This is a genomic window from Aeromonas allosaccharophila, from assembly GCF_000819685.1.
In the GTDB taxonomy this organism is placed as follows: Bacteria; Pseudomonadota; Gammaproteobacteria; order Enterobacterales; family Aeromonadaceae; genus Aeromonas; species Aeromonas allosaccharophila.
On sequence record NZ_CDBR01000076.1, the window covers coordinates 22,204 to 37,292 of the forward strand.

At 61.9% G+C, this 15,089-nt stretch carries 13 protein-coding genes; 9 read left to right on the forward strand and 4 right to left on the reverse strand.

The genetic code is table 11. The features are described 5' to 3' along the window. The first annotated feature begins 352 nt into the window (after positions 1–352). The 3 genes from BN1115_RS13295 (at position 353) to BN1115_RS13305 (ending at position 3,852) form a co-directional block, all read left to right on the forward strand. Entirely contained in the window at positions 353–1,702 is a 1,350-nt protein-coding gene (locus tag BN1115_RS13295) for an APC family permease (RefSeq protein WP_042657529.1), read from the forward strand. A 663-nt stretch (positions 1,703–2,365) separates the two neighbouring features. Next, on the forward strand, positions 2,366–2,506 hold the full coding sequence (locus BN1115_RS22560; protein ID WP_005338239.1) for a hypothetical protein: 141 nt from the start codon (positions 2,366–2,368) through the stop codon (positions 2,504–2,506). Then, on the forward strand, positions 2,506–3,852 hold the full coding sequence (locus BN1115_RS13305; protein WP_042063535.1) for an APC family permease: 1,347 nt from the start codon (positions 2,506–2,508) through the stop codon (positions 3,850–3,852). The genes BN1115_RS22560 and BN1115_RS13305 overlap by 1 nt, the downstream gene beginning before the upstream one ends. Before the next feature lie 140 nt (positions 3,853–3,992). On the opposite strand, the gene BN1115_RS13310 is transcribed toward BN1115_RS13305, so the two are convergent. Then, the gene (locus BN1115_RS13310; RefSeq protein ID WP_042063537.1) at positions 3,993–4,376 is read right to left on the reverse strand and encodes a hypothetical protein; all 384 of its coding nucleotides are present in this window, start codon (positions 4,374–4,376) and stop codon (positions 3,993–3,995) included. Positions 4,377–4,635: 259 nt separating this feature from the next. Between BN1115_RS13310 and BN1115_RS13315 the strand changes: the two genes are divergently transcribed. Beyond that, positions 4,636–5,784 carry a sodium:phosphate symporter gene (locus tag BN1115_RS13315; RefSeq protein WP_042657530.1) on the forward strand — a complete coding sequence of 383 codons (1,149 nt, stop codon included), beginning with the start codon at positions 4,636–4,638 and terminating at the stop codon, positions 5,782–5,784. 174 nt (positions 5,785–5,958) lie between these two features. After that, on the forward strand, positions 5,959–6,429 hold the full coding sequence (gene bamJ, locus BN1115_RS13320) for a BamJ family beta-barrel-assembly machinery protein (protein WP_005338245.1): 471 nt from the start codon (positions 5,959–5,961) through the stop codon (positions 6,427–6,429). Positions 6,430–6,709: 280 nt separating this feature from the next. Here the strand turns inward: bamJ and rdgC are convergent, their stop codons facing one another. Next, positions 6,710–7,621, reverse strand: a complete 912-nt coding sequence (rdgC, locus tag BN1115_RS13325; RefSeq protein WP_005338250.1) for a recombination-associated protein RdgC — start codon at positions 7,619–7,621, stop codon at positions 6,710–6,712. 179 nt (positions 7,622–7,800) lie between these two features. On the opposite strand from rdgC, the gene BN1115_RS13330 reads away from it, so the two are divergent. The 3 genes from BN1115_RS13330 (at position 7,801) to BN1115_RS13340 (ending at position 13,309) form a co-directional block, all read left to right on the forward strand. Further along, on the forward strand, positions 7,801–8,229 hold the full coding sequence (locus tag BN1115_RS13330; protein ID WP_042657531.1) for a GNAT family N-acetyltransferase: 429 nt from the start codon (positions 7,801–7,803) through the stop codon (positions 8,227–8,229). Positions 8,230–8,333: 104 nt separating this feature from the next. Next, a complete protein-coding gene (locus BN1115_RS13335; protein WP_042657532.1) occupies positions 8,334–9,560 on the forward strand; it encodes an exonuclease SbcCD subunit D C-terminal domain-containing protein in 1,227 nt (408 codons plus the stop codon). After that, positions 9,557–13,309 carry an AAA family ATPase gene (locus tag BN1115_RS13340; RefSeq protein ID WP_042657533.1) on the forward strand — a complete coding sequence of 1,251 codons (3,753 nt, stop codon included), beginning with the start codon at positions 9,557–9,559 and terminating at the stop codon, positions 13,307–13,309. The genes BN1115_RS13335 and BN1115_RS13340 overlap by 4 nt, the downstream gene beginning before the upstream one ends. A gap of 93 nt (positions 13,310–13,402) precedes the next feature. On the opposite strand, the gene BN1115_RS13345 is transcribed toward BN1115_RS13340, so the two are convergent. Together BN1115_RS13345 and BN1115_RS13350 are read right to left on the reverse strand one after the other, a co-directional pair. Continuing rightward, a complete protein-coding gene (locus BN1115_RS13345; protein WP_042657534.1) occupies positions 13,403–14,167 on the reverse strand; it encodes a DODA-type extradiol aromatic ring-opening family dioxygenase in 765 nt (254 codons plus the stop codon). Positions 14,168–14,350: 183 nt separating this feature from the next. Continuing rightward, complete coding sequence (locus BN1115_RS13350) at positions 14,351–14,593, reverse strand: hypothetical protein (protein ID WP_042657535.1); 243 nt, start codon at positions 14,591–14,593, stop codon at positions 14,351–14,353. A gap of 308 nt (positions 14,594–14,901) precedes the next feature. On the opposite strand from BN1115_RS13350, the gene BN1115_RS13355 reads away from it, so the two are divergent. Beyond that, positions 14,902–15,089 (forward strand): pyruvate kinase (locus BN1115_RS13355; RefSeq protein ID WP_042656001.1); only part of this gene is annotated, 188 nt, incomplete at its 3' end.

Consider the following 15,089-nt stretch of genomic DNA (forward strand, 5'->3'; position numbering starts at 1 on the left):
ACCGCTCACCTGTGCAAATAAATGCAATTTTGCCCCCTTTTTTTCTTGTCAAGGGGGCCCTGCAAATGCACAATGCGCCGCCACTGAAAGAACCGATGTAAAACAATGGCATCGGTTCTTTTTTAACCAGTGAACAAACCCATAAACGAGGCCGGATCACCCCCGGAAAAGATAGCGAGATTGGCAGCAATCTCCCGACACCAAGTCTAGTGAGGAACAACATGGGGCATCTCAATGCTTTCCAACCGGCCATGGCCGGTGTGCGCCGCCCTGGCGCCCTTGATTCCCGGGCCTCTCTCCCGGTTTCGTTGATGGACCGTGCCACTCTGGCACTGCATGAGGAACATGCATAATGGCGGCCCAACAGGTTGGTCTGAAAAAGACCCTCAAGCTGTGGCAAGTCGTGGTTATGGGACTGGCGTACCTCACCCCCATGGCGGTGTTCGACACCTTCGGCATCGTCACCGAGATCACCGAAGGCCATGTGCCGACCGCCTACCTGTTTGCCCTGATCGGCATGCTGTTCACTGCCCTGAGCTACGGCCATCTGGTGCGCAAGTTCCCGTCAGCCGGCTCCGCCTATACCTATGCCCAGAAGGTGTTTCACCCCTATGTCGGCTTTATGGTGGGCTGGACCTCCCTGCTCGACTACATGTTCATGCCGATGATCAACATGCTGCTGGCCAAGATCTATCTGGGCGCCCTGTTCCCTGAGGTAGAGCCCTGGACCTATATCTTCGGTCTGGCGGTGGTGATGACCGCTCTCAACCTGCGCGGCATCAAGCTGGTGGCCAACTTCAACAGCCTGATTGTGGTGATGCAGTTCAGCATCATTGCCATCTTCATCGGCCTGATCGCCTGGGGCGTTCACAACGGTGAGGGGCTGGGTACCGTGGCGAGCAGCCGTCCCTTCTTCTCGGAGCAGATCCAGGTGTCGCCGCTACTGATGGGGGCCTCCATCCTCTGTCTGTCGTTCCTCGGCTTTGACGCCATCAGCACCCTGTCGGAAGAGACCCCGGACGCGGATCGGGTGATCCCCCGCGCCATCGTGCTGACGGCGCTGATCGGCGGCGTGCTGTTTGTCACCACCTCCTACTTCCTGCAGCTCTACTTCCCGGACATCTCTCGCTTCCAGCATCCGGATGCGGTGCTGCCGGAGATCGCACTCTATGTCGGCGGCAAGCTGTTCCAGGCGGTGGTACTGGTCTGCACTACTGTGGCGGTGCTGGCCTCCGGGCTGGCCTCCCACGCCGGTGTATCGCGCCTGCTCTACGTGATGGGTCGTGATCGCGCCCTGCCCGCCCGCTTCTTCGGTTACATCCATCCGAAGTGGCAGACTCCGGCGTTCAACGTGCTGCTGGTCGGCCTGCTGGCCCTCTCTGCGGTGTCGCTGGATCTGGAGATGGCGCTGGCGCTGATCAACTTCGGCGCCCTGGTGGCCTTCACCTTCGTCAATCTGGCGGTGATTGCCCACTTCTATGTGAAGCTCGGTCGCAACAAGTGTCTCAAGGATCACCTGATGTATCTGCTGCTGCCGCTCTGTGGCGCCGCCTGTATCGGGGTACTGTGGCTCAACCTCGAGCCCTCCTCCTTCGAGCTGGGGCTGATCTGGGCGGCGCTGGGGGCCATCTACCTGTTCCTGCGCCTCACCGTGTTCCGCATCCCGCTGCATACCGCTGACAAGGTGGAGATCGCCCAGTAATCGTTGGCGCCCTCTTCCGATAGAAGACAAGGAGCCTGCGGGCTCCTTGTTGTTTCTGTGGTGCGCTGGTTGCCGGCAGCACTGGTTTCCCGAAGTGCAGTTTTTGCGAGAAGTGTGACTTATTTCAAATAACTACCCACCCGCACCGTTCGCCATGCCACGGCCGTGGCCAAGCTGCGCCATGAGCATAGTCATTAAAGTGAATGGATATGCAGCCAACATTTTCCTCTACGCCCCCCTCCATCTCACCCGTCAGCCGATGAAATGGCATGACCCGCTCACGGGCAGACCATGGCAAATATGATCAGGATCAATGTTGAGGCTTCATGCACCCTGCAGCGCAGATTTGCCGTTTTTTCATACGCAACGGAAGGGGACGTTTACCCCCCCGGAAAAGGGGGGGAGGCCCGGGATGAGCCGCAGGGGGCGAGTGACCACTTACCTGCCACCCGGTTATGCAAAAAAATGCGGTTTTTCGGCCATTATTGCTTGTCAAGGGGGCTGACCGAATGCACAATACGCCGCCAATAAAGGACCGATGTTCACTGCGACATCGGTTTTTCTATTTTGAAGTGCAGTACAAACCCACCACAAGAGGCCGGAACGTTTCCGGAAGTGATATTCGAGATTGCCAAACAATCTCCCGACGTTGAGAGGATAACAATGGGGCGTTTTAATGCTTTCCTGCCGGTACAGCCCGGTATGCGCCTCCCCGGCGCCCTTGATGTACAGGCTTGCGAATCCATCGTATCCCTGCGCTCGTTGCAAGCACGTGCTGCGGCACTGATTGAGGAGAAAGCGTAATGGCATCGCAAAACGCCAAGCTGCTCAAGACCCTTACCCTGACACAAGTGATTGTGATGGGTCTGGCCTATCTGACCCCCATGGCTGTCTTCGACACCTTCGCCATCGTCGGTGACATCACCGAAGGCCGGGTCGCCACCGCCTATCTGCTGGCTCTGGGTGGCATCCTGCTCACCGCTTTCAGCTACGGTCATCTGGTACGCAAGTTCCCCTCTGCGGGCTCCGCCTATACCTACGCCCAGAAGGTGTTCAACCCCTACGTCGGTTTCATGGTCGGCTGGTCATCCCTGCTCGACTACATGTTCATGCCGATGATCAACATCCTCCTGGCCAAGATCTACCTGACCGCCATGTTCCCGGGCGTCGAGCCCTGGGTGTTCATCTTCGGTCTGGTGACCGTGATGACCTTCCTGAACCTGCGCGGCATCAATCTGGTGGCCAACTTCAACGGTCTGATCGTGGTGATCCAGCTCGCCATCATCACCCTCTTTATCGGCCTGATGGCGTGGGGCATCTACCACGGTGAAGGCGCGGGCACCCTGATGAGCAGCCGTCCGTTCCACTTCGACTCTGCCCAGATGGTGCCGCTCTTTACCGGTGCGACCATCCTCTGCTTCTCGTTCCTCGGCTTTGACGGTCTGAGCTCTCTCTCCGAAGAGACCCCGAACGCCGGCAAGGTGATCCCCAAGGCGATCGTGCTGACGGCCCTCATCGGTGGCGTCATCTTCGTGGTGGTCTCCTACTGCCTGCAGCTCTACTTTCCGAGCCTCTCCCGCTTCCAGCATCCGGATGCGGTACTGCCGGAGATCGCGCTCTACGTTGGCGGCACCTTCTTCCAGTCCGTGGTCCTGGTCTGCACCACGGTCGCGGTACTGGCCTCCGGCATGGCGGCTCACGCCGGTGTCTCGCGCATCCTCTACGTGATGGGGCGTGACCGGATGATCCCGGAGCGGGTATTTGGCTACATCCACCCGAAATACCGCACCCCGGCCATCAACGTGCTGATGGTGGGCGGTCTGGCCCTCTCCGCAGTCTCCTTTGATCTGGATACCGCGCTGGCGCTGGTCAACTTCGGCGCACTGGTGGCATTCAGCTTCGTCAACCTGTCGGTGATCGGTCAGTTCTGGGTGCGCGAGAAGCGCAACAAGACCCTCAAGGATCACCTCATCTACCTGTTGATGCCGCTGCTCGGCGCCGCCACCATCGGTGCCCTGTGGATCAACCTGGAGCAGAGCTCGCTGGAGCTGGGCCTGATCTGGGCTGGCCTCGGCGTGACCTATCTGTTCCTGCGTCTGGCGGTGTTCCGTATCCCGTTCCGTCAGTACGAGGAAGCGGCTGACGCCTGATCCTCTGCGGATAACAGATACACAGAAGGGGAGCCATGGCTCCCCTTCTGCTATTTCACCGGCGCTATATCGCCGATTGTCGATGACCGGCTGGCGGCTCTTGCCGCCGCCCCCCAGCAGCAGGCCGGAAGGCTGATTCATCAACCGTTATTGATCACCGCGGTCGCAGCCGCCTTGAGCGGATCATTGGCCACCGCTTTGACATCCTTGTGGGCTTTTTTCAGCTGATCTTCAGCCTTGTCGGCCTTGCGCTGGGTCGCGTTGACATCATCGCGAACGCCCTGCACGCTGTCGCTCGCCTTGTCGCGCAGATCGGCGGTGCCATTTTTCAGCTCGTCCTTCGCCTTCTCTTTCTGCTGACGCATCAGCATCTCGGTGTCACAACGCCCCTTGACCCCGACGGAGGCACCCATCGCCTCGTTCTTCAGCGCCTTGTCCAGATTGCACTCCGGCTGCAGCACTGACTTGGCCTGCACACCGACTGACAACAACCCGAGGGAAAGAGAGAGAACCCATGCTCGCATCACGCTTATTACTCCACGACTCAAAAGAAACGCCGCAGCATAGCGTCCCGCCCCAGGATCACAAGCCTTATTGTGTCGATAGTCACCTGGCCGCCGGATTATCGATCTGATCCGTCACCCCTTGTCGAACCGGCCCCGGAAAAACGCAGTCATCAAACCATCACAAAAGTGTCACTTTGTCATATTTCTGTCATTTACCACTGATTAAATGCGCGGGTCATCAACTACCCAAGACGGAACGACCGTCCCAAGAGGCTTTATGCAACACCATCACTCCTTGTCACAGCCGCCCGCGACCCGCGCCCTGTTCAACTGGATGAGTGTCATCGTACTGGTCTACCTGATCCTGGTCGCCGTGGGCGCCATCTCCCACGGCTTCAAAGATTTCTCCGGCGGCGCCGAGGGGGCAGCCCGGATCTTCGCCTTTGCCAACAACCCCTTTGTCGCCCTGCTGCTGGGTATTCTGGCCACCGCGCTGGTGCAATCCTCCAGCACCGTCACCTCGGTGATCGTCGGTCTGGTGGCGGGCGGCCTGCCCATCGGCATGGCCATCCCCATGGTGATGGGTGCCAACCTCGGCACCACCATCACCAACACCATCGTCTCCATGGGTCATATCCGTGACAGATCCGAGTTCCGCCGCGCCTTCGCCGCCGCCACCGTGCACGACTTCTTCAACCTGCTGGCGGTGTTTATCTTCCTGCCGCTGGAGCTGATGTTCGGCCTGCTGCAACACAGCGCCGAGTGGCTGGCCAACCTGCTGGTGGGCTCCGCCGACATGTCGATGAAGGGCATGGATTTCATGAAGCCGCTGACCGCACCGGCCCAGCAGCTGATCGACAGCGCCGTCGCCTTCCTGCCGGGCAAGGGTGCCGCCATCGCCACCATCGTCATCGGTATCCTGCTGATCCTCGCCTGCGTCACCTGGCTCGGCAAAGTGCTGCAACAGGTACTGGTCGGCCGCGCCAAAGAGCTGCTGCACAAGGCGCTGGGCCGTGGCCCGCTGACCGGCATCACCTCGGGTGCATTGGTGACCATCATGGTGCAGTCCTCCTCCACCACCACCAGCCTGATGATCCCGCTGGCCGGTGGCGGCGTGTTCAGCACCCGTCAGCTCTACCCCTTCACCCTGGGGGCCAATATCGGCACCACCATCACCGCCCTGCTGGCTGCCACCGCCATCAGCGGAGCCGGTGCCCAGCTGGCCATGACCATTGCGCTGGTCCACGTGCTGTTCAACGTCTTCGCCGTGGTGCTCATCTATGGCATCCCCTTGCTGCGTGACCTGCCGGTGCGCGCCGCCGAGGGGCTGGCCCGGGTCGGCAGCGAGAACAAGCTGCTGGCACTGGGTTATGTGGCGGGTCTCTTCTTCGCCCTGCCCGCCCTGATGATGGTGGCGGCCAAGTAAGCGCCGCCGCCATGACAAGGGGCGAGTCACCGACTCGCCCCTTTTTGCGTCTACGTCGCCGGGCTTTGCCTGCCCGCTCACATCCTCCCGCCCTGTGGCTCGCCATCAGGGGCGGTGCGCGATAAGATGGCGCCCTCATTGCACTTTTTACATTTCATGGAACAGGAAAAACCGATGAAATTCATACTGATCGCGCTGCTCATCGCCGGTGTGGCCTACTACTTCTACTCCAGCAGCAACAACAAGAAGCTGGCGGCCGACAACGTGCGGATTGGCGCCGAGTTCCTCGCCAGCAACAAGGACAAACCGCTGGTGACCACCACCGCCTCCGGCCTGCAGTACGAAGTGCTGACCCCGGGCACCGGCACCGTTCACCCCACTGCCACCAGCAAGGTGAAGGTGCACTACGAGGGCAAGCTGCTGGACGGTACCGTCTTTGACAGCTCGGTCGCCCGTGGCGAGCCCATCGAGTTTGGTCTCAATCAGGTGATCGCAGGCTGGACCGAAGGGGTACAGCTGATGGTGGAAGGTGAGAAGACCCGTTTCTACATCCCCGCCAACCTCGCCTACGGCGACCGTGCCGCGGGCAAAATCCCGCCGGGATCTGTGCTGATCTTCGACGTAGAGTTGTTGGGTATCCAGTAACCGCGCAGAACGCCCCTGTGGCAATGTCCCACTAAGCCTTCGTGCTGATTTTTGCTGTGGAGCTGCCGGGCATTCAGTAACAGCGCGTGGCTCATTTCAAAACAGCCTGACTAAACCAGAAAGGGCCGACAAATCACTTGTCGGCCCTCTCTTTTTGCAGCCTTCCTTGCCCTCATCCCTTTCTGCATAACGGCCCCTCACCCACCTGTTGCCCACAAAAAAACCGCCCGAAGGCGGTTTTTACGATGGGATGGCAGAGGCCAAACCGGCACCAGTCCGGTTAGATGGACTGCTCTTCGCCACCCAGGGCGGCAAACAGCGCCGGGATAAACTGGGCCAGCTCGGAGGTAACCAGCGCGAAGTCGGCATCCAGACGGGCAGCCGGATCTTCGCTGGTGACGTCGTCGTTCTGCTCGCGCAGCTCTTCACTGAACTTCAAGCGCTTGATGGAGAGATCATCCCCCAGCACGAAGCTGACGGTCTCGCCCCAGTTGAGGGCCAGCTTGGTCACCAGCTTGTCGTTGGCCAGGTGGTTCTTGATTTCATCCGTCATCAGATCCTGCTGCTTGCAGCGGATGATGCCGCCGTGCTCCATGGCACTGCGCAGCTCGGCTTCGTCTTCCAGAGTGAAGGAGGCTGGCAGATTGCCCTCGTTCAGCCACTCGGTCATGGTGATCTCGGGCGGGTTCTTGAGGGCCACCGGCACTACCGGCAGGGAGCCGATGGATTTGCGCAGCAGCGCCAGCAGATCGTCCGCCTTCTTGGCAGAACCTGCGTCCACCACCATTAAATTGTCGGCCGGATTGATCCAGGCGAAGGTCTGGCTGGTACGACTAAAGGCACGGGGCAGCAGGGTGTGGAGGATCTCCTCTTTCAGCGCTTCCTTCTCTTTCTTCTTGAGGGCGCGTCCCTGTTCGAACTCGATCGCCTCTACCTTCTCGGCCAGCATCTCCTTGACCACGGTACCGGGCAGCATCTTCTCCTCTTTGCGGGCGCAGATGAGGATGTGGCCGGAGGCAGAGTGGGTCAGGGTTGAGCCGAATTTGCCAAGGGGCTTGACCCACCCGAAACGGGAGATGTCCTGACTGCCGCAAGGGGTGAAGGCACAGGCTTCCAGCTGGGTTTCCAGCTGATCCACGGTCAGGTCAAAGGGGCGGGTAAAGCGATAAATCTGCAGGTTTTTAAACCACATGGCGTCCTCGGTCTCTAGATTGTCCGGCGGGCATTGTACTAGAGAGGCGCTTTGTGATCAGCCAATCATTCTCGCTAAATAAAGGGCGATCGACCTCACAGGGTCTCATTTATAACACCTGAGCCCTTGCCAAGTTCCCCTAGACTGCGAGAGTGCTAGTTGTTAACAAGGATGAAATTATGTTACGGCCAAGTCGCCCGGAAGACATGGAAGAGGTCGTTGAAATCTGGCTGCTGGCCTCCCTGCAGGCCCACGATTTCGTCGATGCCTCCTGCTGGTGGCAGGCCCAGGAGGATCTGCGTACCCGCTATCTCGATCGCGCCGCCATCTGGGTGTTCGAGGAGCGCGGCGATCTGCTCGGTTTTATGGCGCTGGTGGATAACTATCTCGCCGCCCTGTTCGTGCGCCCCGACCGTCAGGGCCGCGGCGTCGGCCACGCCCTGCTGCAGGAGGCGAAGCGTCAGGGGGCGTCGCTCCACGCCCGGGTCTTCGTCGAGAACGATCAGGCGGTGCGTTTCTATCGCCGCCACGGTTTTGTCATCGAGGCCGAGGAGTCCGATCCCCTCACCGGCTACCCCCAATACCGGATGTGCTGCGAACCGGCCTGAATCCAAAGCCAGCCCCCTGTTTTACTTGAAAAAAGCACGGGGCATCCTCATCTTGTCTCCATCGGGTGCCGCAGGCACCATCCCTGCAACCGGGCTGCTTTCCAATGAAAATCCTCCATACCGCCGACTGGCACCTTGGCCATCAACTGCATGGCCATGACCGCCGTTTTGAACACGATGCCTTTCTCGACTGGCTGAGCGACACCCTCAAGGCGCGCGAGATCGACGCCCTGCTGGTGGCGGGCGATCTGTTTGATACCGCCAATCCGCCCGCCAGCGCCTGGCAACAGCTCTACCGCTTTCTGGCCAGACTGCGCGCCGAGATGCCCCACCTCAACATGGTGCTGATCGGCGGCAACCACGACTCCCCCTCCAAGCTGGATGCTCCCCACGAGCTGCTGCGGGCCTTTGACCTGCATCTGGTGGGCAGCATCAGCCGCGACAGTGAGGGCAAGCTCGAAACCGACCGCCTGCTGGTACCGCTGCAAGACAAAGAAGGCAAGATTGCTGCCTGGTGCGCTGCCGTGCCGTTCCTGCGCAGCAGCGACTTGCGGGTGGAGCAGTTGGCAGAGGGGCAGGACAGGCTGATCGAAGGGGTGCGGCAGGTCTACGCCGAGGTGCTGGCCGAGGGGCACGCCCGCTGCGGGGAGGAGCTGCCGCTCATCGCCATGGGCCACGCCTATCTGGCGGCAGGCCAGCTCTCGGAGCTATCGGAGCGGCGGGTGCTCGGCGGCAACCAGCACGCCCTGCCTGCCGAACTGTTTGCCGGTGCCGACTACACGGCGCTCGGTCACCTCCATCTGGCCCAGAGTCCGGCCGACGGGGTGCACTACAGCGGCTCACCGCTGCCGCTGTCGCTCGCCGAAGCGAACTACAACCATCAGGTGCTGGAAGTGACCTTTACGGGGGGCAAACTGGCCGGGCTGGAGCGGATCCCTGTACCCCGCGCGGTGGAGATGATCCGCCTGCCCCAGAGCACCCTCGACGAGGCGCTGAACGCCATCGCATCGCTCGAGCTGCCAGCTTGCCCACAAGAGGCTCAGCCCTTCCTCGAAGTGCGGTTGCTGCTGCCCAAGCCCGAGGCCCGCATTCGCGAACGCATTCTGGCGGCCACCGCAGACAAACCGGTGCGTCTGGCCCGCATCAGCACCCAGTATCAGGGCTCGGGGGAAGGGCTGGCCGATGGTCGCGAGCGACGCAGGCTCGATGAGCTCTCCCCCACCGAGGTGTTTCGCCTCTGCTATCAGCGCCAGTTTGAAGGGGAGCCCGAAGCACAACTGGTCGCCTCGTTTGAAGAGATCCTGGGGCAGGTGAAGGAGTCTAACCAATGAAAATCTTGTCTCTGTCAGGTGAGAATTTGGCCAGTCTGACCGGCCCCTTCACCATCGACTTTACCAGGGGGGCGCTCGGCGCCGCCGGTCTGTTTGCCATCACCGGCAATACCGGTGCAGGCAAGAGCACCCTGCTCGATGCCATTTGTCTCGCCCTCTACGACGAGATGCCGCGCTTTATCGCCAATCGCAAGAATGTGGCCGAAGTGGGCCGCATGGATGACGAAGAGAAGCTCAAGGCCAACGATGTGCGCGGTATCCTCAGTCGCGGCCACGCCAGCGGCTTTGCCGAGGTGCAGTTTCGCGGCTGCGATGGCCGTATCTGGCTGGCCCGCTGGGCGGTGCGTCGCGCCCGCAACCGCTCGGAGGGGCGTTTTCAGGCGCAGGAGCGCACCCTGACCGATGTGGAGTCTGGGCAGGTTTTCTCCGGCAGCAAGCGGGAGCTGCAGGATCGCATCGATGAGCTGGTGGGCCTCTCCTGGGAGCAGTTCCGCCGCGCGGTGATCCTGCCGCAGGGGGAGTTTGCCGCCTTCCTCAAATCGGATGCCAACGAGCGCTCCGCCCTGCTCGAACGGATGACCGGCACCGAGCTCTACTCCGCCATCTCCATCCAGACCTATGAACGGGCGCGGGAAGAGCAGCAGAAGCTGGCCACCATTGCCCAACGCCTCGGCGACGTGGCGCTGATGGACGAGGCGACCCGCGAACAGTGGGTGAGCCAGCAGATAAGCCTCTCCACCACCCTCAAACATGAACAGCAGCAACAGCAGCTGATGCAGGACTTGCGCGACCTCAACAGCCGCATTGCTGCCCAGATGCAGGGCTGCGCCGAAGGGCAGGCGGCGCTCGATGCCGCCCTGCAGGCCCACGGCGCCGCCGCCCCCGAGCGCGAGGAGTTTGCCCGCGCCGAGCAGGCGCAAGTGGCCCGCGCCGATCACGACGAGCTGGCCCGCCTCACTCTGGAAGTGCAGCAGCAGGAGAAGGTGATCGCCGAGCTGGGACCGGAGCTGGCCAAGCTCGAGGAGCAGACCCAGCAGAGCGCCCTCACCGAACAGCAACTGCTGGCTGAGAAGATCGCCGCCGAGCGCGAATGGGGGGCCCTGCAACCCGAACTCAAGCGGGCGCAGGAGCTCGATACCCGCATCCGGGAAAAAGTGCAGCAGTTGCAGAAGATCCAGCAAGAGGGAGCGCAGGAACGGGAAGTCCAGCTCACCCTCGAGCAGGGCTGGCGCGAGCAGAGCCGACAGGTGGAACTGCTCAAGCAGCAGCACCAGCAGTGGGGGCTCTGGCTTGAAGAGCACAAGGAGCTCGCCCCGGTGGCCCGCCAGTGGCAGCCGCTGCTCACCGCCATGCAGGATTGGGCCGACGATGCCGACAAGCTGCAACAGCTGCTCACCCTGCGGGATCACAAGCTGCGCGCCCTGCAACAGTTGCAACGCAAGCTGGAGCAAGGTCAGCAGGAGCGCGACTACTGGCAACAGGAGCAGGCGCGGCTACAACAGCAACAAAATGAGTTGCAGGAGCAGCAGTGGGAGAGCCGCCTCGCCAAGGCGCAGGAGCAATGGCAACAGCAGACCGAGCAACTGGGTCAACTGCGCCAGCTGCTGGAGCTGGCCGACTATGGCCGCAACCACGGCGAGCAGCATGGCCGCCTGCAGCAGGAGATTGCCCAGCTGGAGCAGGCGCTGAGCAAGCTGGCCAGCCTCGGCGAAGAGCTGGCCCCCGCCCGCGAGCGGCTCGCCCTGCAGCGGGATGAGGCGCGCCACGCGCTGGAGCAGTCCCGCGCCATCGCCAGCTTCGAGCAGTATCGCCATATTCTGAGCGATGGTGAACCTTGCCCGCTGTGCGGTGCCGAGGAGCATCCCTACAGCCAGAGCCAGCCGCAGGTGGCGGGCATTCTCGGTCAACTGGCGGAGCGTGCCCGCAGTCTGGAGCTGGAGTGGGAGCGGCTCAACCATCAATACATTCAGTGCGAGAGCGAGCGTCAGGAGCTGGCCCGTCAGCTGGCGGTGTGCCAGCAGCACCTGCCGGAGCTCGAAGCCCGCGCCGAGCAGCTGACCCAGCGCTGGCAACAGCTGGGGGGCGATACCCTGCTCGGCCATCCGCTGCCGCTGCGCCAAAGTCCAATCGAGTGGAACGAGCTGATGAACACCCTGCTCGGCCGTGGCCAGGCGCTCGAGCTGGGGTTGGCCCAGAGCCAGCAGCTACTGCATCAGGCCCAGCTCGGTCAGCAACAGTTGCAAGGGGTACGTCAGCAACTGAGCCAGCTGGCGGCCCAACACCAGCAGTTTGACCAGCAGTGGCAGGAGGCCGACCGCCAGCGCATCGCGCTGGAAGGGGAAGTGAAGGGGATTGGCGAGCAGGAAGCGACCCTGCGCCAGCGCCTCGAACAGGGTGCCCAACGCCTCGACGAGCAGATGGGCGGCCAACCGTGGCGCCAATGGCTCGGCAGCCAGCAGTGGCACGAGTGGCAGCGAGCCTGCGAAGCCTGGCTGCACGGCCAGAGTGAGTGGGAGCGGCTGGCCAGCGAGATCGCCAGCCTCACCCCGGCCCTGAGCGCACAGGAGGCGCGCCTGCAGACCCAGCGCGAGCTGCTGCACAAGCTGGAGCGCTACTACAAGGAGCACGAACAGCAACGGCAGGGGCTGCTCACCAGCCGAGCCGCCTGTCTGAATGGCGAGGAGATCCCGCTTGTCGAGAGCCGCTGGCAGCAGCGGCTGCAACAGCTCGCCAGCGAACTGGAACTGATGCAAAACGGCGCCCGTGCTCTGCGGGAGCGGCAGACCGAACTCAAGACCCGCCTCACCCATGTGGAGCAGGAAAAGCAGACCAGCAGCCGCCGCAAGCGGGAAGTGCTGGGACGCTGGGCAGCCCACGCCAGCAACCTCGGCATCGCCGAGTATGACCTGCGCCGCCTGCTCGCCATCAGCACCGATGAGCTCAAGGCTCGCCGCACAGCCCTGCAAGGGCTGGAAGATGCCCTTGGCGAGGCGCGTACCCGTCTTGCCGAGCGGCAAAGGGCGCTGGCACTGGAGGAGAGCAAGCGGGATCGCTATCGGGAGCATCATCCCGAGCTGGCCGCCCTGCCGGATGCAGAGCTGAGCGAGCAATTGGCGGCGCTCGGTGCCCGCTGCCGCGCCCTTGAAGAGCTGCTGTTCGAGTGCAAGAGCAAACTGGCACAGGCCGAAGCCGCCGCCCTCAAGGCGGGCAGCCTGCAACAGGAGCTGGCCGCCCAGCAGGCGGTGGCCGACCACTGGCAACAGCTGTGCGATCTGATCGGGCAGGCCAACGGTGCCAAGTTCCGCACCTTCGCCCAGAGCCTCACCCTCGAGCGCCTGTTGCTGGAGGCCAACGCCCAGCTCGCCGAGCTGTCGCCGCGCTACCGGCTGGAGCGGGTACCCGGCACCGATCTGGCGCTGCAGGTGGTGGATCTCGACATGGGGGACGAGGTGCGCTCGGTGGACTCCCTCTCCGGCGGTGAGAGTTTTCTGGTGTCGCTGGCGCTGGCGCTGGCCCTCTCCAGCCTCTCGTCACGGCAGACCCAGGTCGAGTCGCTGTTTATCGACGAGGGGTTTGGCACCCTGGATCCGGATAGTCTGGATCTGGCGCTCGCCAGCCTCGACTCCCTGCAGGCCGCCGGTCGCCAGATCGGGGTCATCTCACACGTCCAGACCCTGGTGGAGCGGATTGGCGTGCAGATCAAGGTCGAAGCCCTCGGCGGTGGCGAAAGCCGGGTAGTGGTCCCCTGAGTACCATCGGGTCAATCTGCAGCACCATCGGCTCAATCACCACGCCATAAACAGCAAGACCCCGCCAATTGGCGGGGTCTTGCTGAGAGGCTATCAGCCGAAGCGGTAGGCGCCCATATAGAGGCTGCCGCCATCCCAGCTTTCGTGCAGCCGGGTGGGAGCCACACCATCGGCCGCCCCAAGCGCCACAAAGAGCGGGCGCAGGTGGTCGTCGTGGGGATGGGACTCCACCGCTCCGGGAGCCAGCCGACGATAGTCGAGTAGCGCCAGTCGATCCTCATCGGCCATCTTCTGCTCCAGCCAACCGACAAACTGGCTGGCCCACTCCGGCACCGGCGAGCCTTCCGGTGCCAGCGCCCGCAGGTTGTGGGTGATGGCGCCGGAGGCGAGGATGCCAATCCCCTGACTGCGCAGCGCCCCCAGCACCTCCCCCAGTTGCCACAACTGGGCCAGGGTGAAGCTCGCGGGGATGGAGATCTGCACCAGCGGGATCTCGCTCTCGGGGTCAATCAGGGAGAGCGGCGACCAGACCCCGTGATCCAGCTCGCGCCGCACCGGGGTGGCGGTCAGTCCGGCCAGCGCCAGCTGGTCGCTCACCCCTTGCTGCAACCACTCGGGGCTGCTGGCAGGCCAGCGCATCCGGTAGAGGGGTTCGGGAAAGCCGTAGAAGTCGTACATCAAGGCCGGTTTGGGCTCGAAGTTGATCTGCAGCTCGCGGCTGAACCAGTGGGCGGAGATGACCACCAGCCCCTTGAGCTCACCCAGACGCAGGGTTCGCAGAAAGCGGGTGGCGGGTTGCTCACGCAGCACCAGATCCGGTGCGCCGTGGGAGATAAACCAGACGGGGGCGAGGGACATAAAGCGGACTCCAACAAGGTATCAGGGGGCGATACCGGAGGGGATATCGCTGTTGGAATCGATTATCCCCCTGCCATTAAGGGTGAACAATCCAGCAAGATAGATAAGCACTATCAACCAATGGTTGATAATTTCACTCCTTCACTCCTTCACTCCTTCACGACCGAGAAGTGACAATAGATATCAAGGCTGCGGCGCATCCGGCAGCGGTCGGGGAGCGCGAAGCATCATCCGGGTCGCTGCACTGTGATCCTGCCACTCTCGCCACGCCAATCCCTCGGCAGCCGCCTCCTCTTTTACCGGGTGAAAAATGAGTGCGAGCAGACCAGCGTTGTCAGGCCAGTCGCGGGCTGGCAGTGCCTGAACCAGCAGCAGAGTGGTGCCCAGCAAGAGCAGAGTCCATCCGGTTTCATGGCTGTTTTTCATCCCGACCTCCTTCACCCGTGCGCCAATGAACTAACATTTTTGCGCAAGCCGGTGACAAGACGGTGACAGCGGACGGGTGGTCATTTTACAACATCTGAACCTCAACCCGGCCAAACAACCACAGATGGCAACATTTGTATCCCTTCAGCCCTAACCTGTGGCCGTATGCTCTAAAATGTGACTCACAGGAAAACGTTATCCCTGAAAAGAAAACGTTATCTGGTCAAAACGTTGTTTCTGGATCATAAAAAGATTCCAAAAACTGGTGTATATTGCTCGGCGGAAATTCCTTAACCATGAAGATTGACATGAAAAAGACCAAAATTGTCTGCACCATCGGTCCGAAGACCGAATCCAAAGAAATGCTGGCCAAAATGCTGGACGCCGGCATGAACGTCATGCGCCTGAACTTCTCCCACGGTGACTACGCCGAGCACGGCAGCCGCATCAGCAACCTGCGCGCTGTGATGGCCGAAACCGGCAAGCACGCAGCTAT